We start from the raw sequence: 22,871 nt of genomic DNA, 5'->3' as shown, positions 1-22,871 counted from the left end.
CATTCCAATCCTCGCCCTTACGCGTCGTCCTCCCGGAGTTCGAACTTCTGAATCTTCCCGCTGGGCGTCTTCGGCAGTTCGTCGACGAAGGCGTACTCGCGCGGCCGCTTGAAGTCGGCGAGGTCGTCGTTCCCGAGGAGGAACGAATCGAGCGCTTCCGCGGTCGTTCCCGACTCGGCGGCGACGTACGCGACCACTTTCTCGCCCCACTCGTCGTCGGGCGTGCCGACGACCGCCGCCTCTATCACGTCGGGGTGTTCGAGGAGCGTGTCTTCGACCTCCCGCGGGTAGATGTTCTCCCCGCCGCTGATTATCATGTCGTCCGCGCGGTCTTTGACCCAGACGTAGCCGTCCTCGTCGGCGTAGCCGAGGTCGCCGGAGTAGTACCACCCGTCGCGGATGGCCGCGTCGGTTTTCTCGGGACTGTTCCAGTACTCTCGCATCAACGCCGGACCCCGAACGATGATTTCGCCGACGGTTCCGGTGGGCGCTTCTTCGTCCGGCGCGAGCGCGTTTCCGTCCGCGTCGAGACGGGCGACGCGAACGTCGTGGTTGAGTATCGGAATCCCGGCGCTGCCCGCCTTCTCCAGTTGCTCGTCCGGGTAGAGCACCGTGACCGCCGGACCGAGTTCGGTCATGCCGTAGTACTGGATGAGGTCACAGCCGATTCGCTCGTGGACGTCGCGAATGGTGGCCGGTGCCATGCTCGCGCCGCCGTACCCGCCCAATCGGAGCGCGGAGAGGTCGTAGGATTCCGGGTTCGCTTGGAGCATCGCCAGCCACATCGTCGGCGCACCGAACAGGACCGTCACGTCGTGTTCGACGAGCATCGAGAGCGTCTCCTCCGGGTCGAAGGCGTGCTGGATGACGTTCGTCGCGCCCACGTGAATCCGCGGAATGAGGAAGACGTGGAGTTCCGCGGAGTGATAGAGCGGTGCCGCCGAGAGGCCGACGTCGTCTCGGGTCAGTTGCTGGTCGACGAGAACGGACATGCTGTGCTCTATCATGTCTCGGTGAGCGTGGACGACGCCCTTCGGCCGCCCGGTGGTTCCGCTGGTGTACATGACGATGTAGTCGTCCTCATCCGAGACGTCCGCGTTCGGTTCGGCCGCCGATTGGTCCGCGAGCAGGTCGTAGAAGTACGTGTCCGCGTCCGGGTCATCGACGTGGACGAACTCCGTGACCGTTTTCAGGTCGTCTCTGGCCGTCTCGACAACCTCCGCCACCGCGTCTTCGTAGACGAGTACCGAACTCTCGGCGTCGTTCAGGATGTACGTCACCTCCCCGGCGGGCAGGCGAAAGTTGAGCGGGTTGAACACCGCACCGAGTTTCGAGGCGGCGTACATCGTGAGCACCAGTTCGCTGGTGTTGAACAGGAGCGTCGAGACGCGATCTCCCTTCTCGACACCGCGTTCGGAGAGCGCGTTGGCGAGTCGGTTCACTCGCTCGTCGAACTCACGATACGTCCAGGATTGGTCTTTTCGCGGGTACACCAGTGCGGTGCGGTCCGGGTTCTTCTCGGCCGATAGGGAGAGAGTGTCTCCCACAGTGGGATACATACACTGATTTCCATCCGCATAGATAATAAATATCCGGGCGCTGGTAGTTCGATTCTCTCGGCGTCTCCGTGCCGTCGATACGCCGGTTCTCGTGTGATTAGTCCGCGTCGACGATCGTATTTCGGAGCGTTCCGATACCGTCGTATCGGATTTCGACCACCTCGCCGGGGCGAACGAGACCGGGGTTGGCGGGACTGCCGAACGAAACGACGTCGCCCGGTTGGAACGTGTACCGCTCCGAGAGGAACGCGATGACTTCGCGCGGGGAAAACAGCATTTCCGAAGTGTTCGCCTCCTGACGAAGGTCGCCGCCGACGTGCGTCGTCATCTCGACGTCCGAGGGGTCCAACTCCGTCTCGATCCACGGACCCAACGGAGCCGACCCGTCGAACGCTTTCCGGGCGGTTCGTCCGTCCTGGTCGAGGGCGTCGAGGTCGTTTAGTATCGTGTATCCGCGAACCGCGTCGTCCACGTCGCCAACGTCGAGGTTCGTGCATCGACCGTCGATAACGGCGGCGAGTTCTCCGGCGTACGTCAGTTCGCTCGTCCAGTCGGGATACGGTAGTGCCGCTCCGTGCGGAAGAACCGACACCGACGGCTTGATGAACCAGTCGGGACGCTCGGGTCGCTCGTACCCCATCTGGTCGTTCGTCGTCGCGTAGTTTCGCCCGACGCAGTACAGCGCCGACGGTTCGCAGGGAGCGAGCAGTTCGGCGTCGTCACCGACGAGGTACGACTCGGAGCCGGTGTCTACCGTCCCGTCCTCGTATTCACCAGTCAACACCCCATCCGCGGTCCGTATCCGTGCCAAGCGCATACGTCGTAGCCACTCGAAGCAGGCGTCTATTCCTTTCGGTGCGCGCTGACTACGTACCCGAAGTGTTCGCTGCTGCTGATGCTGAAGTCGAGACTGATGTTGAAATCGTGACCAATGCTGAAGTTTCAAAATGGAAATTTCGTGGAGAGCGTAGCGTTGTGCGACTACCGCACATAAATATGCGGACTGTAATTTTTATATGATGTATCTGATTCCGAAGGTTTAAATCAGAATGGATGACCGAATATACTCATAACGACATGTCATCTTTGGATATATCGACAGGTTATGACACACCAGATACAGAGGTGGTTCCCCCGCCGATTCCGCCGGACGACTCCAACGCGTGGTACGCACCCGACGTGCGCGACCAGCGCGAACTCCACCCCGGCGTGGTCGCTACGGTTCGGGAGACGGACGACGGGTTCCGATACGACGTTCGAACGCCCGCACTCGGCACGACGGACGAGAACGCGCTCGACCGGGTTCGAGAGTACTTCGCCACCGCGAACCTTCGACGGCCGCTCACCCGCGAGGGGGCGGTCGAGTGCGTCGAGCAGGGGTTCGAACCGAAGTACCGACGCGCCATCGACCGGCTGACAGATCTCTCACATTCGGCCCGTCGCCGGGTCGAGTATCACGCGCTGGCCGAGTTGCTCTGTCTCGGGCGACTCACGCCGCTGGCGCTGGACGACCAGATAGAAGTCGCCGACGCCGCGGGAGACCACCTCGTCGTCCACACCGAGGACTACGCACCCGCCGACACGGACCTCCCGGCCGACGCCGACTATCTGGCTCGCTTCGCCAGCGAGCGAATCGAGACGCACACGGTCGATTTCCGGGACTTTCGAATTCCGGTCGTCATCTATCAGGAGCACCTGCTCGGGACGGATTCGTTCGCCACGAAGTACGCCGTCCTCGAACCGAACCTCCTGCCGGACGACGACCGCCTCATCGAGGAGTGTAAGGACCGCATCTGGGAAACGCACGTCGGCGACATCGTGGACGACCGCGCCGCGTTCGTCCGCTCGCGGGCGACGCAGTTTCTCTCGCGGCGTCTCACCGCCCGGAACACCCGCGCGTGGTTCGACGCGGCGAAGTATCGCGTTCGAACCGCGCTCGCGGAGTACGACCTCGCGGTTCCACCGGTGGACCACCGCTTCTCGGACGACCGACTCACCGACCTCGTGTACTACGTCCTCCGCGATTACGTCGGGCACGGAAAGCTGACGATACCCATCCGGGACGGTCTGCTCGAAGACATCGAGGCGAATCGCGTCGGCGAGCGAATCAAGGTCGTTCCCCGCGGCCGCGCCATCGGCCACGGTGAGCGCATCCCGACGAACCTCGCGTTCGAGGACGAATCGGCGTTCGTCAACGTCGTCACCCAGATGGCCGCCTCGGACGGCGTGGAGCTCAACGCCAGCAACCCCAGCGCGAAGGTGAACCTCTCGCTCGACGGCGTGGCCGACGAGGAGACCATCCGCTGTGCCGTCGCCCTCCCGGTCATTTCGGAGGACGGTCCGCACATCTCCATTCGGAAGCAGGCACCGGACACGATGACCCCCGTTGACCTGCTCGACGCCGACAGCATCTCGACCGAAATCGTCACCCTGCTCTGGCAGCTGTACGAACACCACGGCGTCGCGCTGTTCTCGGGCCAGACGGGGGTCGGGAAGACGACCCTCATGAACGCGCACATGCCGTTCATCCCGTACCGCGACCGCCCCATCAGCATCGACGAGGGGTCCCGCGAGGTGCGCCTGCCGCACGAAACGGGCGTCTCGCTCACCACCCGCGACCACGAGAACGACTACAAGCGGGTGACGATGGCGGACCTGATGACCGAGTGTAACTACCTCAACCCGGACGTGGAGGTCATCGCGGAAATCAACACCCCCGCCTCGTTTCAGACGTTCGCCGAATCGCTGAACACGGGTCACGGACTCCTCGGGACGACCCACGCAGAGAACATCGAGAAACTCGTCAACCGGGTGGTCGAACAGGGGCTTTCCTCCTATCTCCTCCAAGAAATCGACCTCGTGGTGTTCCCCCGCAACGTGGACGGCGAGCGCTACGTCGGCGAAGTCGTGGAACTCGTGACCGAGGACGAGTTGGCCGAACTGGACGGCCGCTGTGGAACGGTCACGAAGGACGGCACGACGATTCACTGGAACGCCCTCGCGTGGCGGGAGCACGACGGGTCGTTCCAGACGAAGTACGACCACCCGCACCTCGGCGACGAGGAGCGGAACATCGGCTTTCGGTTCTTCCACCGCCTCGCCCACCGCACTGACCGGAGCGTCGAGGAAGTCGAGGCCGAGTTCCACCGTAAACACCGCTACGTGCAATATCTGGAGCGCGAGAGCGTGACCGACTTCGACGAACTGTTCTCGTTCCTCGCCGACCTCCAGAACAACGAAGCGGCGACGGTGGAACGGGTTTCGCGGGAGGTGCGCGGGTGAGCCTCACGACCGAATCGACCGGAGATGTTTCGAAAACGACGACCTTCGAATCGTCGCTCGGCCTTCTCGACCGCGCGCTCTACGCGCTGTTCTCCCGCCACGCCGACCAGCGGCGACACGACCGGAACAGAAAGCGGTACCGCGCGACCGACGTGAACGCCAGTTTCGACGTGTTCCTCTCACGAATCTATGGCCTCTCGTGGGTCGTGTTCCTCGGAACGTTCGCGTGGGTACTCCTCCTCACGCTCGCAATTCCGCCGACCGTTCTGGCGCAGTTCGCGTCGTTCCTCCACGGCGGCGTTCCGGTCGTGGAGTACGTCCCGGTTCCGCGAGTTCCACGGGTGTACGCGGCGGCAGGGGTCGCGCTCTGCTGTGCGGCGGTCGGAAAGCGAGTCTCCGTCTGGTTCGGGGGGTTGTATCTCGGGTGGGCGGCGAGCGCCCGCCGGTCGAACATCGAGCGAACGCTTCCGGGTGCGGTGCGCTATCTCCAGGCCTTGTCGTCCGGGAGCGACGACCTGCTGGCGATGCTCCGAAAAGTCGCCGACCGCGAGGAGTCCTACGGCGAAACCGCGGTCGCGTTCCGGAAGGTGTTGAACAAGGCCGCGCTGACCGGCAGCGTCGATGACGGCTTGCGAATCGTCGCCCGCGACACGCCGTCGCGGGACGTGCTCGCGCCGTTTTTACTCAAGTTCCGCGAGCACGCAGAACAGGGACCGGACGCACTGGAGCAGTACCTCCAGATGGAGGGACGGATGCTGAGCCACAGGCAGTCGCGGTCGCACGAACAGGCACAGGACTTCCTCGAACTGTTGGCGGAGATGTTCATCGTCCTGCTGGTCGTTCCGGCGCTGCTCGTCATCGTGCTGACGGTGATGAGCGTCCTCGCGCCGGGATTATCAAAACCGGCCCCGCCACCGTTCGGCGGGTTTTCCGTCCGAACGTTCATCGTCTACGCGAGCGGCGCCTTCATCCTCGTCATCGGAGCGGGCGCGGCGGTGCTGGTGTCTTCGCTCCGTCCGGTGGACCAATCCCCGCCGACTCACTCGCGCTCGAACCGCGTCTCGGACCTGTTCCGCACGGTCCTCATCAATCCGGCGAACACGGCCGCCGTCCTCGCCCCGGCGACGGTCGCCGTGGGTGGGCTTCTCTGGTATCTGGAGTACACGCCGGTCAACACGGTTCTCCTCTCGTACGTCGCGTTCGCGCTTCCGGTCGGGGTGGTGTCGGTTCGCCGCTCCCGCCGCGACGACGCGAAGGACCGGGAGATAAAGGACTTCGTGCACGCCGTATCGAGTCACGTCAGCCTCGGCCGACCCTTCTCCACGGCCGTCGAGCGCGTCGCGCGGGACGTGGACCTCGGCGCGCTCCAGCCGAACGTCAACGACCTCGCGTTCAGTTCGAATCTCACCAGCCGCGAGGGCGACCTCCGACGCGACGCCCTCTCTCGATTCGTCGAGGACGTCGGGACGCCGCTCGCGGACCAAACCATCGGCCTCGTCACCGGGACGCTGGACGTCGGCGGCGACACCGAGACAGTCTTCGACACGCTACAGGTCGAAATCGGGCGGCTCTACCACCAGAAGAAATCGCTCCGGTCGAATATGCTCGTGTACGTCGTCGTGGGATGGATGACCGCACTGCTCGTCGTCGGCATCATGGTCGCGGTCAACGCCTACGTGCTCGACAGCTTCTCGCAGTTGTCGGCGGTCTCCTCGTCCAGCGCCGGATTCGCGCTCGACCCGCACGCGGTGCAACCCGCCCAAGACCGCCATCGGTTCTACGTCGTCACCCAAGCGACCATGCTCGCGTGCGGCTGGTTCGCGGGATACGCCAGCCGTGGGTTCTACGAGGCGCTGCTCCACTCGGCGGCGCTCGTCGCGGTTGCGTACTTCGTCTTCGCGGGGGTGGGAATGGTATGACCCGCGGCGAGTCGAACGCCCCCGGAAAGTCGAACGCCCGAGGGCAGTCCAACGTCATCGGCGTCGCCCTCCTGCTCGGCGTCGTCATGCTCTCGCTCGCGTCGCTGACGGCGAGCGTCGGGATGGTCGTCCAGAGCAACGCCGCGACGGCGGACGCGGCGCGGGTCGCTACGGATATGAATCGGGCACTCGACCCGGTGGAAGTGACCGGCATCCATCGCGGTCGCGTGGCGTTTTCGGCAGGAGCACTGACGACCGAGCCCCGGGAACTTCGCGTTCTCAACGAATCGGGGACCGTCCGAGTCGTCCGCGTGGACGCCTTCGTCTTCACGAACGGCGACAGACGCGTCACCGACCTCGCCGGAGCGGTCGTCCAAGGAACGGGCGACGCCGGGAGGATGGACGCCCGACCACCGATCACGTCGTCCGAACGCGGTGGCGTCCTCGTCGTCGGAGCCGCGAAACTCAACGCCTCCGGTCGGACGGTCGTATCGAAGCGCGGCGAATCAGCGGTCGTCCGCACGAACGTCACGCACGACCGAACGGCGCTCGGCAACGGAACCTACCGGGTCGCGGTGGAGACGAAAACGCCCGACGCGTGGGGTCGCTACTTCGAGCGGCAGAACGCCACGACGACGACTCGGGACTTCGACGGCGACGGGATTCCGAGCGTCGTCGCGCGATACCCCGGAACGCGGTTCTGCTACCTCGTCGTCCACGACATGCACATGGAGGTGCTGTGATGGACGAACGAACGCGCAGCGCCGACGACGGGGTGAACGAAACGGACGACCGGGCGGTTAGCCCGGTCATCGGCAAGGTGCTCGAAGCCGGACTCGTCGTGCTGTATGTCGGCCTGCTGACGACCACCTTGTACGGCGGCGTCGTTCCCAAGTACAGAACGGCCGTCGGCGACGAGATGGGACAACGCGTGCTGTCGAAGTCGGCCGAGCGAATCCAACAGGCGGTTCCCGAGGTCGGAACGAACGTCGACGTTCGAACCAGCGTTTCGTTGCCCGAAACGGTTCGCGGACGTGGGTACACCATTCGAGCCGACGGAACAACACTGACGCTCGACCACCCGAACGACCGACTGAACTCGAGCGTGCGACTCGCCCTTCCGTCGCGGGTGGCGACCGTGCGCGGAAACTGGTCGAGTCGTGAACCGGCGCTCATCACGGTTCGAAGCGGTCCGGACGGCCTCGTCGTGGAACTGAAACGAGGTGAAAAGCGATGAGTTCGATGCGTCGTGAGCGGCGACACGGATCGAAGGGACGCGCGCAGATGAACTTGCCCGCGTTGGCGGTCGCACTGCTCATCCTGACGATGGTGACGGGATTGAGCGTCGGTATCGCCGACAGGGCGTTGATCGGTGCGGACAGGAATCCAACGACGCGACGGGCCGCCGTGGCGACGAGCGAGCGACTCGTCTCGGCGGACAGTTCGTTGACGGTTCGGTCGAACGTCGTCAACGCGACGACGCTCGACGGATTCAACGCGAGTCGGCTGACGGCGTGGTTTCCGGTGGTCGGCGAACGGGACGTCCGCATTCGCCTCGGCGGAACCGTCGTCGCCGAACGAGGCTCACCGACGGGCGGCGTGACGATTCGCCGAATCGTCCTCGTCGAGAATCGGAGCGCGGTGACGCTGACGCCCCCGTTATCGACGAGCGACCCCCAGTTTACCCTCCCACGCCGCACGCCGAACGCGACGCTCGCCGTTCACCCGCCGGACGGAACGACCGTGAGTGTCGTCCGAGCGAACGGTCGGGTGGTGTTGCGGAACGCGTCGGGTATCGACGGGCGGTTTCACATTCCTCTTTCGCGGTTCGAGACGACTCGATTCTCGTTCGAAGCGGACGGTAGTCTCCCGACGGGCAGCGTCAACGTCACCTATTACCCGGCGAAAACCCGAAAAGCGGTTCTGGCGGTGACGGTCGATGTGTAGGGGACGTAGCGAGACACCGCGTGACGGCTCGCGGTCGTCTCGCGCTCAACTGTCGCTGTCCGTCGTTGAGGCGGGAATCGGCGTCGTGCTCGTCCTCGGCGTCACGATGGGGTTCGCGTTCGGCGTTCCGTCGCCGAACACGCGCGGAACGCAACTCGACCTGTACGCGAAGGATACCGGGGCGGTGCTCGTCCACGAGGCCCCGCGACACCACGGCGCGACGCGGTTGGCGGAGATAATCGAGTCGAAGGAGTCGTTCCGCCGAGAAAAGAGTGCGTTGGAGACTCGCGTGGACCGCATCCTCCCGGACAACCTGATGTTTCGGGTCGAGACGCCGTACGGTTCGGTCGGCTATCGAAGACCGGGCGGCGTCCCGGTCGGCGTTTCGACGGTGACGACCACCAACGGCGACGTGACCATCTGGGTGTGGTACGTATGAAAAATCGCGCTCAACTCGTCCTCACGGCGGCGGCCGTGGTCGCCGTCGCGCTCGCGCCCGCGGTGTTCGCCTACCTCCAACTGGGCTACAGCGCGGACGTAGCCGCGAGCGGCGATTACGACGCTCCCGTCGGGAACGCACAGCGCGTCCTGTCGCGCGGAGTTCACGGCGCAGCGACGGGAATCCCGTCGTCGTATCGATGGAACCGTCGGGAGGCGGCCATCTCGGCGGTGCGAGCGAGCCTCCAACCGACGATAGACGCGCTCCGGTCCTCCCGCGTCGAATCAGGAACTGTGTACCAGGTGGCGTACAACCGATCGGCGGCGCAAGCGTGGGGCGACGAACGCTGTGCGACGACACGCGGCCCGAACCGACAGTTCGGTGCGTGCGAGGCCAGTCGCGGCATCGTCGTCCAGAATCGAACCGGCGAGACGCACGTCCTCGCGGCGGCGTTCGACGTGCACGTGACGACCGAGCGGGGGCGGAACGAAGTGACGGTGATCGTCCCGTACGACGACGGGTGAGTGGTGGAAAACACCCATCGCAAGCGATTGGGTGGAAGCGTCCCGTATCGAACGACTGGTGGAAGCTTCGCCGGTGACGGCCACTTATTTCATCCATCGACCCGTCTCCGTTCCCATGCAGGAACCAACAGTTCGTCTCGGCGTCGTCGGGTTGGGATTCATGGGGCAGACCCACGCGACCAACGCCGAAGAACTCGGACACGACGTGGTAGCGGGTGCGGACATCGACCCCGCGACGCGCGACGAATTCGAATCGGCGTACGGCGCGGCCACCTACGAAGGGTTCGAGGCGATGTACGAGGCGGAGAATCTCGATGCGGTCGCCGTTTCCACGCCCAACACCTACCACGAAGCGGCCGTCGTCGCCGCGCTGAGCCACGGCTACGACGTGTTCTGTGAGAAACCGCTCGCGGACACGCTGGAGAGCGCAGAACGCATGGCCGAGGCCGCACGAGCGGCCGACGGCTTTTGCATGGTGAACTTCCACAACCGCGTCTCGACCGCGGCGGAGTTGTTCATGGGCTATCAGAAGGACGACTACTTCGGGGAGATTCGCCACGTGCGGGCAAACTACGTCCGCAGTCGGGGGATTCCCGGCGTCGGGTCGTGGTTCACCAACGAGGAACTCTCGGGCGGCGGCGTCGTGGTCGATATCGGCGTCCACGCCATCGACCTCGCGCTGTATCTGATGGGATTCCCGCCGGTCGAGGACGTGTTCGCCGTCACCCGCATGGGATTCGGCGACCGCGACGACTACGTGGACCCGGACGACTGGTACGACGCGACGGAGGAAGCCGTGTTCGACGTGGAGGACTCGGCGACGGCGCTGATCCGCTGTGCCGACGACCGGACGCTCTCGCTCGAAGTCGCGTGGGCGGCCAACGAAACGGCCAATCAGGAGTTCGTCGTCCGCGGAAGCGAGGCGGGCGCACGCCTCGACCTCGGCGGCGAGACGTTGACCATGCTGGAGGGAAGCCATCGCGGTACCGACCACCTCGTCGAATCGTCGGTCAGCGACGCCTCGCTCGACCACACCGGCTGGCGCGGCAGCGACAAGCGGTTCCTCGATGCCGTCGCGGCGGGCGAGGCACCCGAGTTCAACACCATCGAGCAGGCGCTCACCACCCAGCGCGTCATGGACGCTATCTACCGCTCCGCCGAGACGGGCGAGCGCGTCTCGGTCGACGACCGGCCGGTCGGTCGCTAACCGGTTTTATCTGGCCCCGTCGATACGGACACCTCACGACTGGCACGGGATGGGTTCGATGGGGTATCAGACAATCGAATAGTTTAACGCGACGATACGACATTGTGAAACATGAACGACAGAACCGACCGACTTCTCGCCGCGCTCGTCATTCTGGTCGCGTTGCTTCTCGTTTCGCAGGTCACGGTCGTCCCGAGGAACCGACTGTTCGGGACGATATCGATTGGCGTCGCCGTCGTGGCAATCCTCTACGCGCTCGCCGAAATCGCGGACACGTTCGGGTAGCGACGCAACGACGCTTCGATGCGCAAACGCGGCGTCGAATCACCGAAACGCAGCGTCCCAGACGAGGTTCGAGAGGCAGATGCCGAGATACGCTCCGACGGTACCGATGAAAAACTGCTGTGCGGCGTCACCGAGCGTTTCCATACCGTCCCCGTGAAGCACGAGGAGGTTCGCCGCGACGTACAGCGCCATCACGACGGCGAGGAAGACGAACAGCGGAGCGTTGGCGAAGTACGCCAGTTTGGAGGCGGGGGGTTCCGACGCTGGAAGGACCATCGTGTCTGAATCTCAACCGTATTACGTATATCCTTTCTCATCGCGGATGGTACGAAAATAGCGTTCGTTTTCCGTTCTATCGTCCCTCGCGGTACCGACGGTTCGGCCCCGACCGATACGGACAAAACTCAGGTAGCTACGAGTCCATCGTCCAGGCCAGAGCAATGAACGTCGGCATCATCGGCGGAGGCGTCATCGGCACCAGTTGCGCGTACCACCTCTCCGACCGCGGTCACGAGGTCACGCTTTTCGAACGGGACGAAATCGGCTCGGGGACGACGGCGGCGTCGATGGCCGTCTTCGTGTGGCAGGCGGTTCCGCCGACCGAGTTCGAGCACCGACTTCGGCGGCGCGCGTGGGAGGAGTACGCGGCGTTCATCGACGACGGCGACCTCGACTACACGCGAACGGGGCTTCGTCACGTCGCGTGGTCGGAATCGACGCTGGAGACGTATCGGGAGTACGCCGACGACCTCGACGCCGCGGGGGTGGACGCGACCGTGCGGTCGGGCGACGGACCGTACGACGACGACCGCGCCGTCGGGGAGCTTTACACGCCCGAGGACGGCTACTTCGACCCCGTTGCCGTCGCGGAACTGTACGCCCGGAAAGCGCGGGCTGCGGGCGCGACGATTCGAACCGGGACGACGGTTACGGACCTCGACACCGAGTCGGGCCGCGTGACCGGCCTCGAACTGGACGGCGACGAGATAGCGGTCGATGCCGTCGTGAACGCCGCCGGACCGTGGGCACCGGAACTCGGCGGCAAAGACGACCTCCCGTTGCGACGAACCGCCGGACCCATCGTCGGCTTCGAAACCGACGAGGACGTCGAGATTCCCTTCTCGCTCTTCGAAAACGACCTCTACGTCCGCGACTACTCGAACGGCGTGTACGTCGGCCACTACAACACCGACTATCGAGACGACGAGGACGCGAATCCCGATACAACGGCGACTCCCGACGACGGCGGCGCGTTCGAGCAACGGGCGAGGAACCTATTGGGCCATCTCGGGTTCGACGCGGACGACCTTCGGCGGGACACGGCGTGGACCGGGTATCGAACCGTCACGCCGGACGGACTCCCCATCGTCGGCGAGGGAACCACCGAAAACTACTACCTCGCCGTCGGGATGAGCGGCCTCGGAATCACCCGCGCACCCGTCGTCGGCCAGTCGGTCGCGGATGCGGTCGGCGGCGAGTCATCGTCGATGCTCCGCGAGATGTCGCCCGTCCGCTTCGACTGATTCATCGCCGTCGAAAAATAGCCGGTCGCGTTATCGCCGGTCGCTCAGCCGTTTTTCGAGCGAGACGAGTCGCCGCTGCAATCGAAGGACGTAGCCGAATATCAGGAGGAAAATGGCCCCGTATCCGGCGATGAGTAGTGGTTCCATGGTTATCGGTTGTGTGCGTTCCCCCAATGAACCTTGTCTTCTAGCTCGTGGAGTTTGATTCGGACGCCCATCAGGTACGCGTACAGGAACGTGACCGCGAGTATCGAGACGACGAGGGTGAGCGGGTCGATGTTCGCGCTGACGTTCCCGTTCCCGAGGGTCGCTTCGTGAAACGTCGGCGTCCAGAGGCGCGTCGCGGCGTAGGAGATGGGTACGGTCACGAACCCGAGGACGCCGTAGACGGACGCGTAGCGCTCGTCGTCGCTGTTCTCGGTCGAGGAGTAAACGACGAGATAGCCCGCGTACACGAGCCACACGATGAGGAAAGTGACGAGGCGGACGTCGCTCCACTCCCACCACGAGTTCCAGATGACTTTGCCCCAAATGCTGCCGGTGATGAGCGTCAGCGTGGCGAACAGGAAGCCGATTTCGCCCGCGCTGTGCGCGAGGCGGTTCCAGAACCGGCCTTCGTAGCGCAGATAGAAGACGCTCCCAAGGAACGTCGTGGCGAGCGCCACCGAACTGGTCCACGCCAGCGCGATGTGCCAGTATGCGATTAGGTTCGCACCGTGCTCGATACCGTACATCGTGCTCGACGCGAACCCGAAGACGAGAACGATAGAGGCGAGTCCCGCGATGAACGTCCCCCACCTGACTGCCCTGCTCCACATCACCCGGTCGAAAAATCGAACGAGAAGGCCCAATTTAGAGGATATTGCGCGCATGTGCCTACACCATGCACTATTGTTTACCCCCGCGACTAATCAGTTTCGTTTCAGCGAGCGTTCCTCACGCAAGCAACGACATGACGAGTTTGTCGATGTCGAACAGCATCGCAACGCCCGTCACGACGAGAACGTAGCCCGCCACTTTCCTGAACTGTACTGGTCGCCGTCCTCGCATCACGGTGTCGGCGAGGGCCCGACCGCCGCGCTTGCTCCCGTAGGCGACCCCGAGCAGGGGCACCGAGAAGCCGAGTCCGTAGACGAACAGGAGGGAGGCGCTCCGAGATACGTCGCCGGTCGTCCCGACGTACGCCAGCACCCCGCCGAGAATCGGCCCGACGCACGGCAGCCAAACGACGCCGAGTAGAAGTCCGAGCAGGAACGCGCTGGCGAGGGGGTGGTCGCGCTCGTCCACGAGCGCGGTCGCCTCGGTCGCGCGACCGGCGACCTTCGAAGCGTACGTCGAGTACACCTCGTGAACGTCGTCGTCCGCCATGACCGCACCGAACGCTATCATCACCGCCATCAACGGGCCGCGAAGCGCGTCCGGGGAGAGACCGCCGAAGAAACCCGTCGCCACGCCGAGGGCGGTGAACGAGCTGATGCTCCCGAACACGATCGACAGCGGTCGGAAGCGGTGACCGACGCTCCCCGCGAGCATCGGGGGAAGCATCGGAAGACAACACGGCGTCAGAATGGTCACTACTCCCGCGAAGAAGACCGCGACGACGCTCGGTGTTCCTGCCATCGTTCCGTTCGTGTGCTCCGAAAGAGGTAAAATTGAAACGATTCCCGCGTTAGGACGCCCGCTGGTCGTCCCGGTTCGACCCGCCGAACACGTTGACGATAGCGCCACTGGCGCTCGCGTTCGCGGTGCCGTTGATCGACGTCTCGTTCAACGCGTTCCGGTACTTGTCCGTGTTCTTCGGGATGTCCCCTTTGTTGAGCGGCTCCGTTCCGACCGGGATTCCGGCCATGAGGAGCTTCTTGCGCATCGGGTTCATGTTGTACCCGAACCGGTCCTGCACGCGCTTGTAGTAGACGGCCTCGTCCGGCGGTCCGTCCGCCGACCAGTCCTTGTTCTGACGGTCGAGATGCGGACGGTCGTGGCCGTTGACGAATCCGGCGATGTCTTGGACGTCGCGCCAATCGCTCACCGTGTGTGCCGAACCGTACGGCATCGCTTCACGGATGAAGCCGGATGCGGTGTAGATTCGGCCCATGCCCGCCCCGTCGTTGTAGGAGTCCGGTCCCCACAGCGGCGGATACTGTCCTTTCGACCCCTGTCCGTCCTTACCGTGACAGGACGCACAGTTTTCGAGGTACAGCTTCGCCCCGCGGACGGGGTTGACGTTGGGTATCGGCATCTTCTCGCTTCCCTCGGGCTTGCGGATGTGACGCCAGTACGGAACCTTCTGGACAGGCGTTCCCTTCGCCAGCCAGACGAGGTACGACTCCATCGCCTGTATCTCGCGGCTGTCGTATTCCGGGATGTTCTCCGGGTCAGTGTTCATGCTCCGGAGGAAGCACCCCTGAATGCGCTGGCGCATGTCTCGCATTCTGCTCGTTCGGCCCGTCCACTCGGGATAGCCCGCGGCCGTCCCGACGAGCGGAATCATCTTGATGTCCTGCCCGACCATGCCGTTCGCGGTCGGGAGCGACCCGCCGCCGTGACAGTTCGCACAGGACATCCGACTCGTGCCGGTCTGGTTCGGAATCTCGTTGGCCGTGTTCGCGAACAGTTGCCGACCGTATTTGACGAGTTCGCGTCGATGTTCGTTCTCGGGCAGCGTCGAGTTGTTCATCTTCTTCGGGACGAACGCGGCCTGCTGTCCGGCGGTCTCGTTGCGATACCGCATGTCATCACCGGCCTGCCCCTCTCGAAGATTCTTGTCCATCCACTCGAAGCCGCTCCAGTCGCCGGGGAGCTTGAGCTCACCGGCCTGGCTGGAGTCCTTCTGATACAACATGGGTGCGGTGCAACCCGCCAAGACGAGAACGAACGCGAGGGAGACGGTTGCGATCCGTCGATTCATCGTCCTCCCCGACGTCGCGACGTCGCCCGTTCGATACCCCGTTCACCTGTCTGCAGAGTCGTGTCCATAGCTTACAGTATTGTGTTTTTCCGGTATTCCTCCCGGGCTATTAAACGTTTGTAATGGTGAACCAATCTATCGTTCTTCGTGCGACGATTTGGGAAAACAGAGTACAGTATTCGCATTATAACGGACATATCACTTCGGGCAGCTCGCCGGAGGTATAGAATGATATCTACAAGAACACGCAATATTTAACCGGAATCGTTGCCAACAGCGGGTAGTTGGATGTCCCCACGAAAGATACTGACGCTCGTATTTTTAGCCGCTCTGTTGGGTATCGGTTATCAATCGATGAATGCGGCCCCGGTACTGAGTGACCAGTCCTACTCGTACCACGGCGGGACGAAGTGGCACACCAACTTCTCCGACGCAGAGAGCGTCGCAAAAGAACAGGACAAGCCCATCCTGGTCTACTTCTGGACGACGTGGTGTACGTACTGCGAGGACTACAATCAGAACGTGTACTCCGACCCGGCGGTGCGGGACCGCCTCGACGATTTCGTTCTCGTCGCCATCAACCTCGACAACGACAGCCCCCAAGCCTCGCGGTTGAAACAACGATACGATGCGACCTATCCGCCACAGCACGTCGCGATTACGCCCCAAGGTGACCGCCTCGTGAAGATAAACGGCTACGCGAAGAAGGAAGCGTTCATCGACTATCTCGAACGCGCACAGCGGAGGGCGGAGCAGTGACGCCGGGACAGATACTCCTCCTGCTCGCGCTGTGCGTGAGTACCGTCACCACGCTGTTGCTGGGACGGGACTACCTCCGCGACGAGGAGCGGTTCGCCGGATACGTCCCGGCGCTCGTGGGGACGACGGCCGGGCTGTTGACGACCGCTCTGTTGTATCTCACCTACCAGTTCGTCACGACCGACTACTCGAACGCCTACGTCTGGAACAACACGACCGATTTCCTTCCGCTGTTGTACCGGTTCACCGGCGTCTACGCGGGCAACGAGGGGTCCGTGTTGCTGTGGGCGGCGCTCGCCTCCATCGTCGCCTTCTGGGCGGCGAAGCTCCGCGGCGTCCGCGGGCGCAACAGAAAACTCGTCCAGACCATCACGATGGGAATCGTCTCCTACTTCGGCCTGATGTTGGTCGTCGAGAGTCCCTTTACCACCATCGCACAGGAGTTCCCGAACGCGGCCGCCGGGTTCGTTCCCGCGACCGGCCGCGGTCTCAACCCGCTCCTCGTGGACCCGTACATGGCGATTCACCCGCCGGTCATGTTCACCGCCTACGCGCTGTTGACGGTCCCGTTCGCCATCGGCGCGGCGCACTTCGTCTCGTTGCTCCGCGGCCAAGGCGGCCTGTTCGAGGAGTGGTACGGGAGCGTCCTCCGCTGGCTCCGCGTCTCGTGGCTGTTCCTGACGGCCGCCGTCTCCCTCGGCGCGCTCTGGTCGTACACCGTGCTGGGATGGGGCGGCATCTGGGCGTGGGACCCCGTGGAAACCGCGATTTTCATCCCGTGGCTGTTCCTCACCGCGACGCTGCACGCCGTCACGAACTACCGCGCCGGGCGCAACTACACGGTGCTCGCGCCCGCGATGACCTCGACGGTGTTCGCCCTCGCCATCTACACGACGTCGGTCGTTCGGAGCGGGGTCTTCCGGAGCGTCCACTCGTTCGCCTCCGAAGGAATCGGCCTCTCCCTGCTCGTGCTGATGGGAATCACGGCGCTTCTCGGCGTGGTCGTCCCGCTCGCGTACTGGTTCCTCGAAGCCGACGACGACGGGTCGAGCGGGAGCGAGTGGGTCACGCGGTCGAACCTGCTTCACCTCGCCGTCCTCGTGCTGGGAACGCTCGCGTTCATCTCCATCTGGGGACTGACGTTCCCCCTCCTCCGCGACCTCACGACCGGCATCGAGGTGCAGGTGAACCCGAAATACTACAACCTCTGGAGCTACCCGGTCGTGCTCCTCGCTCTCCTCCTCCTCGGCTTCTACATGGACTTCGACGTCGAAGGGCGCGACCGGAGCCTCGTCGCGCTCGGCGTCTTCGCCGTGGCGACCGTCGTGGCGGCGTTCGTCAAGCCGTCTTCGCCGTGGCAACTGGCGTCGGTGTCCGGCAACGACGCGCTCGTGTACCGCATCGTCGGCGGTGCGAGCGCGCTCTCGGTCGTTCCCCCGGCCGCGTACGTCTGTATCGCCATGGTCAAACGGGCGATAGAGCGCATCCCCGGCAATCCGCGCCGGTTCCAGCTCAAGGAGACGGGAATCACGCTCATCCACCTCGGCGTGGCGATACTCGTCGTCTCGCTTGCGTTCACCTATCTCTTCACGGCCCAGTCCTCGGTCATCATCCAGGATGCTCGCGCTGACGGGTCCGTCCATCAAGTTCCCGATTCGGCGTACGCCGTCCAGGCGGTCGGCTACGACGAAACCACGCTGCCGAAGAATCCCGACCCGCGGCAGGCCGCGCTGTCGAGCCAGCAGGTGCTCTCGAAGGGGACATCGTTGAACGGCACCATCAAGGCCGTGTACGGGACCGTCACGGACGTCAAACGAGGGCCGCGGGCGACCGTGGCGCAACTCGACAACTCCGGGGTGTGGGTCGGCCTGACCGGACAGAACGGCACCTCGGCCGACCTCTCGCGCGGCGAGGATATCGTCGCCCGGGGTGCGGTCATGTGGAACTACGTGCCGCAAGCCGATGCCGTCGTCGTGACCGACGCACAGAACGTCGGACCGGTATCGAACCCGCCAGCGTCCGTCGACCTGACTCGCGTCCAGAAACGCTCGATGGACCTCCGCGTCTATCGAAACGGTAACCGAATCGCCGCCGGGAGCGTGGGACAGCGACGGTACGTCAAACAGGGCGGTATGCAGGTCCGGGACGTGCTCATCGACCGCGGACTCACCCAAGACACGTACGTCATCGCCGCGCTCAACGACGGGACGGCATCGCTGACCGTCAAACGCATCCCGCTGATGACGCCGATTCGGGTCGGCGTTCTCTTCCTGCTCGGCGGGATGGTGCTGATACTCCTGTTCGACCCCACGCACGGACTCACCGCCGAATCGCTTCGGTCGACGACGACCGCATCAAAAACGGATCCGACGACATCCGACTAACAACGATTTGATACACCAATGAAACGCTTCGCACTATCGCTCCTCGTCCTCCTCGCTTGCGTCTCGACAGTGCCGCTTGCGAGCGGCGCGGGCGACACGACGGTATCGATTTCCGGAACAGCGACGGTTACGAACGGAACGGCAAACGGCGACACGGTGACGGTGACGCCGCTCGACCGGAACTATCGCCGGGTCGGGCAGTCGGTGAACGCGACGGTGACGAACGGAACGTTCACCGCCGCGAACGTCACGAACGCATCGCTGTACTACGTTCGACTGTCCCACGACGGACTGGCACACTACGCGCTGACGAACGAAACGGACGGCATCTCGTTCGACTTGGGACCGACCCTCTCGGGACGCGTCGTGAGCGAAAACGGCTCGGCCGTCTCGAACGCCCAGTTGCTCGTCGCCAGTCCGACCGGCCCGCCCGTCGGACAGGTCAACGCATCCGAAAACGGAACGTTCAGCGTCGGGCCGCTGAAGTCGAACACGACCTACACGCTGTGGATGCGGATGGCGGGCGTTCCCTACAAGAAGACCGTCACGACGGGGACGAACGCCACGAACGTCCGGTTCGTGAAACGCGCGCCGACGGACGACGACGGCGTGCTCACCGTCTCCGGCGGCAATCCCGCCAGTCACGTGATGCAGGTTTCGCCACAGCAGAACAGCACCGGCCTGAGCGTCGTCGAGACGCTGACGGTCCGCAACACCGGCGACCGGCCGTTCGTCGGTCCGGTTCGCGTCGCGCTCCCGAACGGAGCCACGCCGACCGGTGCGATGTTCCGTAATCGCCAGACTACGTTCTCACGACGGGGGTCGGACGTGATAATCAACGCCACCATCGCCGCGAACGACACGGCCCAAATCGGCGTCGCATACGACCTCGAAAACCGGAGCATACGGAAGTCGGTTGACCACGATACCGACCGTCTCGCGGTCGTCCTGCAGGGGTACAACCTCTCGGAGGTGTCCCACTCCTCGAACCTCCGACCGGGGTCGGCCCCGATTTCGATGTTGACGAACGATAAGGCGCTTCGGAGCGGGGACGAGATTCGAGTTCACGTGCCGAAAACGGCTCAACAGTCGGCGAACGGCGGGTCCGGCAATGGCGGCAACGGCGGCACCGACTTCCCGACCGTGGTCATGGTGCTGTCCTTCCTGAGCATCGTCATCGGCGGAATACTCGCGTACCGCGCGCTCTGAACGGCAGAACCCTCTTCTGAACCCTATCCTTCGACCACGTATTCGAACGTCACGAACCCGGCGAGAAAGAGGATGCCGTCGTACGCCAACAGCAGGACGACCCACGACCGGAGACTCTCGCCGGTGGTGAGGCCGCGGGTGAGCGACACCCCGGCCAGCAACACCGGGATGACGAGCGGGACGAGCAACATCGGGAGCAACAGCTCCCTGAGCTGTGACTTCACGGTCAGCAGCGACAGGACGACCCCCGCCGCGGAGAAGCCGAACGAGGCCGCGACGACGATACCGACGAGGGCGGGAACCGCCGCGACCGGCGGCGAGTAATCGAGGAACACCACGACGAACCCCACGGTGAGGAGTTCCACGCCCGCGACGAAGGCGGTCGAACTCACGACCTTGCCGACGTAGATGGCCGACCTGTCCACGGGGGCGAGCAACAACCCGTCGAGGGCGGCGTCCTGTTCCTCGCTGACCGCGCTTTGGATGACGCCGAACGTCCCGGCGAAGACGAACGACACCCAGAGCGCCCCGCTGCCGATGGTATCGAGGTTCACGAACGTCTGCGCGAAGCCGAACGCGAAGACGACGACGACGAGGAGCGAGAACACGACCGCCGTGTTGAGCACGCGCTTCGAGCGCGCTTCGACCAGCAGGTCCTTCCGGACGACCTCGGCGGCGACCCGCAGGAACGCCCGCATCTCAGTCCGCCTCCAAACCGATGGCGGTCCGGTACCGGTCGATGAACGCGTCCGACGAGTCGAGGGCGGTCAGTGAAACGTCGCTGCGGACGCTCCCGCCGTCGAGAACGAGGCCGCGGTCGCAGAAGGCGAAGCCGCGGTCGAGGTCGTGTGTCACCATCACGACCGTTCCGACGCCAACCGCGTCGAGGATGCCGTCGAAGTCGGCCATCGACCGCCGGTCGAGTCCGGAGTACGGTTCGTCGAGCAGCAACACGTCGGGGTCGTGCAACAGGGCGCGGGCCAGCGAAAGCCGCTTTCGCATCCCGTGGGAGAACGTGCTCGGGTCGCGCTCCCCGTCCGACCTGAGGCCGACCAACTCCAACACCCGTTCGCATCGCTCGGTATCGACGCCGTGGAGTCGGGCGTGCAGTCGGAGGTTCTCGCGCGCCGTCAACCCCTCGTAAAGCATCGTGTCGTGGGAGAGGACGCCGATTCGTCGCCGGACGCCCGCCCAGTCGGACGAGAGTTCGCGGCCGTCGACCAGAACCCGTCCATCCGTCGGCGTCGAGAGCGTTGCGAGGATGCGAAGCAGCGTCGTCTTTCCCGCGCCGTTCGGACCGAACAATCCGACGCGCTCGCCGTCGGAAACGCCAAAGCTCACGTCGTCGAGCGCCGTGAAGCGCCCGAATCGCTTGGTCAATCCATCGACTTCTATTCGTGTCATCGGTGTCGTCTCTCGACCGTCGAATTCGCGTTCACGACCGGCGGCTACTTCGATTTCTCGGGGCGGTCGGTTCCCTCGTGGGCGCGAACGGAGAGTTTGCGCGCGTCGAGTTTTCCATCCCGAAGCACGCCCTTGGCGACCACGACGCGCCCGTTCTGCATCGTCTCCGGCATGGTCTTGTCGTACGTCACCCGCACCGAGGTGTTGTTATCCACGACATCGAAGACGACCTGCTCGTTCGACCGATGAAGGTCGGTCACGCGTCCTTCCAAGTTAACCCAGTCGCCGTCGTAGTTCCCGCCCTGGGCCTTCGTCGGCGTGACGAACGTCGTCGTCGCGTTCATCGTCGTCGCCGCGAGAACGAGAAAGAGGACGAGGATTCCGATGCCCCCGAAGAGTAGTTTGTTCCGTTGTTTCATTGCCGAAAGGTGTGTTGCTTCTGCATTGTAAAGGTAGTCTTCGTACGATACGCCGCCGTCGAGCGGCCGGTCGAAACCGGCCGAGAAATACCGTTTCGAACGGGAAGTCGGCCGTCCTCGCCGTTCGGTCGGACGAACGAGTGTCCCGGCACCATTACCGACACGGAGTGTATCCGCGAATATATGCTTTTGGAAGTATCTTGCAATATTGTGCAAATTATTACCTGTTCGGATGTGGGAATCGAATCGTCGAAGTAGCTCAAAGTCTCCCGTCAACACGCTTAATTCTCATTTGAGAATTTCGGTGAGTCGCCCGAGAATACGGAATAGAAGGACAATCTCGGACGAAATGTAGAAACGGACGTTCGACTCGGCTCGTCAGCTTCGACGTCAACCGTCGCGTCGTCAGCTTCGACCAGATGTCGGTACTGTTAAGTCAATGATGGACATTACTCAACCAATCGTCGGCACCGCAATGTCCCAGAGTACTCCGACATACCTCCATCAGATACGGGAGATAACCGAAGAGTCGTCGCTCTCTTTTCTCGTGAGCGCCGTCCTCCTCCCACTTTCGGTCGTAGGTGCGACCGTCCTCATCGACGACCCGCTGTTGCTGTTGTACGCGCACATCGTGAGCGGGACCGTCTGGTTCGGGATGGCGATAGTCTTCCCGGCCGCCCTCATCCTGTATCTGGGAACCGCGAGTCCCGAGCGAGCCAAGGCGTTCACCCAACGAGTGATTCCCAAGGTCGTCGTATTCATGCTCGTCATCAGCTTTACCACCGTCCTCTCGGGGAGTCTCCTCGCGGAGCAGTTCGGGTTGTTGCACGCCGACAACCCGTGGATGCTCCGGGTGTTCGTCCTCGGGTGGTTACTGTGGTTGTTCGGCCTCCTCGTCTCCAACCGCATGCACCTGACGGTGTATTTCGAGGGGCAAGCGCCGTCCCCCGACCCCTCGCGGCTCAAATCCATCGAGAAACGTATCCTCCTCGTCGGGACGTTCGAAACGGCCGTCATGCTGGGAATCATCTTCCTCGTCCTCAACCCCGGCTTCCGCTTCTGGAGCCTGCTGTAGCACCCGGAGTCGGCCGAATCGGGTCCGT

At 63.8% G+C, this 22,871-nt stretch carries 24 protein-coding genes; 14 read left to right on the top strand and 10 right to left on the bottom strand.

Features of this window, described 5'->3' with window-relative positions:
* Positions 1–17 precede the first annotated feature (17 nt).
* Positions 18–1,559: a long-chain-fatty-acid--CoA ligase gene (locus B208_RS0115435; RefSeq protein ID WP_049805646.1), complete on the bottom strand. Its 1,542-nt coding sequence runs from the start codon at positions 1,557–1,559 to the stop codon at positions 18–20.
* A 97-nt stretch (positions 1,560–1,656) separates the two neighbouring features.
* Positions 1,657–2,376, bottom strand: coding sequence for a fumarylacetoacetate hydrolase family protein (locus B208_RS0115430; protein WP_007981875.1), 720 nt, complete (start codon positions 2,374–2,376; stop codon positions 1,657–1,659).
* A gap of 260 nt (positions 2,377–2,636) precedes the next feature.
* Between B208_RS0115430 and B208_RS0115425 the strand changes: the two genes are divergently transcribed.
* The 9 genes from B208_RS0115425 to B208_RS24435 all read left to right on the top strand — a co-directional run bounded on the left by B208_RS0115425 (position 2,637) and on the right by B208_RS24435 (position 11,162).
* A complete protein-coding gene (locus B208_RS0115425) occupies positions 2,637–4,841 on the top strand; it encodes a type II/IV secretion system ATPase subunit (RefSeq protein ID WP_049805645.1) in 2,205 nt (734 codons plus the stop codon).
* A complete protein-coding gene (locus B208_RS0115420; RefSeq protein WP_007981877.1) occupies positions 4,838–6,760 on the top strand; it encodes a type II secretion system F family protein in 1,923 nt (640 codons plus the stop codon). The genes B208_RS0115425 and B208_RS0115420 overlap by 4 nt, the downstream gene beginning before the upstream one ends.
* Positions 6,757–7,503: a DUF7289 family protein gene (locus B208_RS0115415; RefSeq protein ID WP_007981878.1), complete on the top strand. Its 747-nt coding sequence runs from the start codon at positions 6,757–6,759 to the stop codon at positions 7,501–7,503. The genes B208_RS0115420 and B208_RS0115415 overlap by 4 nt, the downstream gene beginning before the upstream one ends.
* A complete protein-coding gene (locus tag B208_RS0115410) occupies positions 7,503–7,997 on the top strand; it encodes a DUF7266 family protein (RefSeq protein ID WP_007981879.1) in 495 nt (164 codons plus the stop codon). Before B208_RS0115415 ends, B208_RS0115410 begins: the two co-directional genes overlap by 1 nt.
* Entirely contained in the window at positions 7,994–8,707 is a 714-nt protein-coding gene (locus tag B208_RS0115405; RefSeq protein WP_007981880.1) for a DUF7263 family protein, read from the top strand. Before B208_RS0115410 ends, B208_RS0115405 begins: the two co-directional genes overlap by 4 nt.
* The gene (locus B208_RS0115400; protein ID WP_018128959.1) at positions 8,700–9,146 is read left to right on the top strand and encodes a DUF7262 family protein; all 447 of its coding nucleotides are present in this window, start codon (positions 8,700–8,702) and stop codon (positions 9,144–9,146) included. The genes B208_RS0115405 and B208_RS0115400 overlap by 8 nt, the downstream gene beginning before the upstream one ends.
* Complete coding sequence (locus B208_RS0115395) at positions 9,143–9,670, top strand: DUF7261 family protein (protein WP_007981883.1); 528 nt, start codon at positions 9,143–9,145, stop codon at positions 9,668–9,670. Before B208_RS0115400 ends, B208_RS0115395 begins: the two co-directional genes overlap by 4 nt.
* 115 nt (positions 9,671–9,785) lie before the next feature.
* Positions 9,786–10,877: a Gfo/Idh/MocA family protein gene (locus B208_RS0115390; protein WP_007981885.1), complete on the top strand. Its 1,092-nt coding sequence runs from the start codon at positions 9,786–9,788 to the stop codon at positions 10,875–10,877.
* A gap of 111 nt (positions 10,878–10,988) precedes the next feature.
* Positions 10,989–11,162, top strand: coding sequence for a hypothetical protein (locus B208_RS24435; RefSeq protein ID WP_007981888.1), 174 nt, complete (start codon positions 10,989–10,991; stop codon positions 11,160–11,162).
* A gap of 39 nt (positions 11,163–11,201) precedes the next feature.
* On the opposite strand, the gene B208_RS0115380 is transcribed toward B208_RS24435, so the two are convergent.
* Positions 11,202–11,438 carry a hypothetical protein gene (locus tag B208_RS0115380; RefSeq protein WP_007981890.1) on the bottom strand — a complete coding sequence of 79 codons (237 nt, stop codon included), beginning with the start codon at positions 11,436–11,438 and terminating at the stop codon, positions 11,202–11,204.
* Between the two features lie 164 nt (positions 11,439–11,602).
* On the opposite strand from B208_RS0115380, the gene B208_RS0115375 reads away from it, so the two are divergent.
* Positions 11,603–12,685: an NAD(P)/FAD-dependent oxidoreductase gene (locus tag B208_RS0115375; protein WP_007981892.1), complete on the top strand. Its 1,083-nt coding sequence runs from the start codon at positions 11,603–11,605 to the stop codon at positions 12,683–12,685.
* Between the two features lie 30 nt (positions 12,686–12,715).
* On the opposite strand, the gene B208_RS23360 is transcribed toward B208_RS0115375, so the two are convergent.
* The 4 genes from B208_RS23360 to B208_RS0115355 form a co-directional block, all read right to left on the bottom strand.
* Complete coding sequence (locus tag B208_RS23360) at positions 12,716–12,832, bottom strand: CcmD family protein (protein ID WP_007981894.1); 117 nt, start codon at positions 12,830–12,832, stop codon at positions 12,716–12,718.
* A gap of 2 nt (positions 12,833–12,834) precedes the next feature.
* Positions 12,835–13,557, bottom strand: coding sequence for a cytochrome c biogenesis protein (locus tag B208_RS0115365; protein ID WP_232423815.1), 723 nt, complete (start codon positions 13,555–13,557; stop codon positions 12,835–12,837).
* A 64-nt stretch (positions 13,558–13,621) separates the two neighbouring features.
* Positions 13,622–14,305, bottom strand: a complete 684-nt coding sequence (locus B208_RS0115360; protein WP_007981899.1) for a cytochrome c biogenesis CcdA family protein — start codon at positions 14,303–14,305, stop codon at positions 13,622–13,624.
* A 49-nt stretch (positions 14,306–14,354) separates the two neighbouring features.
* Positions 14,355–15,593 carry a c-type cytochrome gene (locus B208_RS0115355; protein ID WP_007981901.1) on the bottom strand — a complete coding sequence of 413 codons (1,239 nt, stop codon included), beginning with the start codon at positions 15,591–15,593 and terminating at the stop codon, positions 14,355–14,357.
* Between the two features lie 354 nt (positions 15,594–15,947).
* Between B208_RS0115355 and B208_RS0115350 the strand changes: the two genes are divergently transcribed.
* The 3 genes from B208_RS0115350 to B208_RS0115340 are packed head-to-tail and all read left to right on the top strand — an operon-like array spanning position 15,948 to position 19,945.
* Complete coding sequence (locus B208_RS0115350) at positions 15,948–16,352, top strand: thioredoxin family protein (protein ID WP_007981903.1); 405 nt, start codon at positions 15,948–15,950, stop codon at positions 16,350–16,352.
* Positions 16,349–18,736: a cytochrome c biogenesis protein CcsA gene (gene ccsA, locus B208_RS0115345; RefSeq protein ID WP_007981905.1), complete on the top strand. Its 2,388-nt coding sequence runs from the start codon at positions 16,349–16,351 to the stop codon at positions 18,734–18,736. Before B208_RS0115350 ends, ccsA begins: the two co-directional genes overlap by 4 nt.
* A gap of 18 nt (positions 18,737–18,754) precedes the next feature.
* Entirely contained in the window at positions 18,755–19,945 is a 1,191-nt protein-coding gene (locus B208_RS0115340) for a lysozyme family protein (protein WP_007981906.1), read from the top strand.
* A gap of 23 nt (positions 19,946–19,968) precedes the next feature.
* On the opposite strand, the gene B208_RS0115335 is transcribed toward B208_RS0115340, so the two are convergent.
* From B208_RS0115335 to B208_RS0115325, 3 genes are read right to left on the bottom strand one after another with little or no spacing between them, the layout of a single operon-like run.
* Positions 19,969–20,643 carry a heme exporter protein CcmB gene (locus tag B208_RS0115335; RefSeq protein ID WP_007981908.1) on the bottom strand — a complete coding sequence of 225 codons (675 nt, stop codon included), beginning with the start codon at positions 20,641–20,643 and terminating at the stop codon, positions 19,969–19,971.
* 1 nt (position 20,644) lies between these two features.
* Positions 20,645–21,349, bottom strand: coding sequence for an ABC transporter ATP-binding protein (locus tag B208_RS0115330; protein ID WP_007981910.1), 705 nt, complete (start codon positions 21,347–21,349; stop codon positions 20,645–20,647).
* 44 nt (positions 21,350–21,393) lie between these two features.
* Positions 21,394–21,768 carry a cytochrome c maturation protein CcmE domain-containing protein gene (locus B208_RS0115325; RefSeq protein WP_007981912.1) on the bottom strand — a complete coding sequence of 125 codons (375 nt, stop codon included), beginning with the start codon at positions 21,766–21,768 and terminating at the stop codon, positions 21,394–21,396.
* Between the two features lie 475 nt (positions 21,769–22,243).
* Here B208_RS0115325 and B208_RS0115315 point away from each other — a divergent pair, with 475 nt between their 5' ends.
* Positions 22,244–22,843, top strand: coding sequence for a DUF2269 family protein (locus tag B208_RS0115315; protein WP_007981916.1), 600 nt, complete (start codon positions 22,244–22,246; stop codon positions 22,841–22,843).
* Positions 22,844–22,871 lie beyond the last annotated feature (28 nt).

The organism is Haladaptatus paucihalophilus DX253, assembly GCF_000376445.1.
Taxonomy (GTDB): domain Archaea; phylum Halobacteriota; class Halobacteria; order Halobacteriales; family Haladaptataceae; genus Haladaptatus; species Haladaptatus paucihalophilus.
This window is presented reverse-complemented; position numbering and strand designations above follow the sequence as displayed.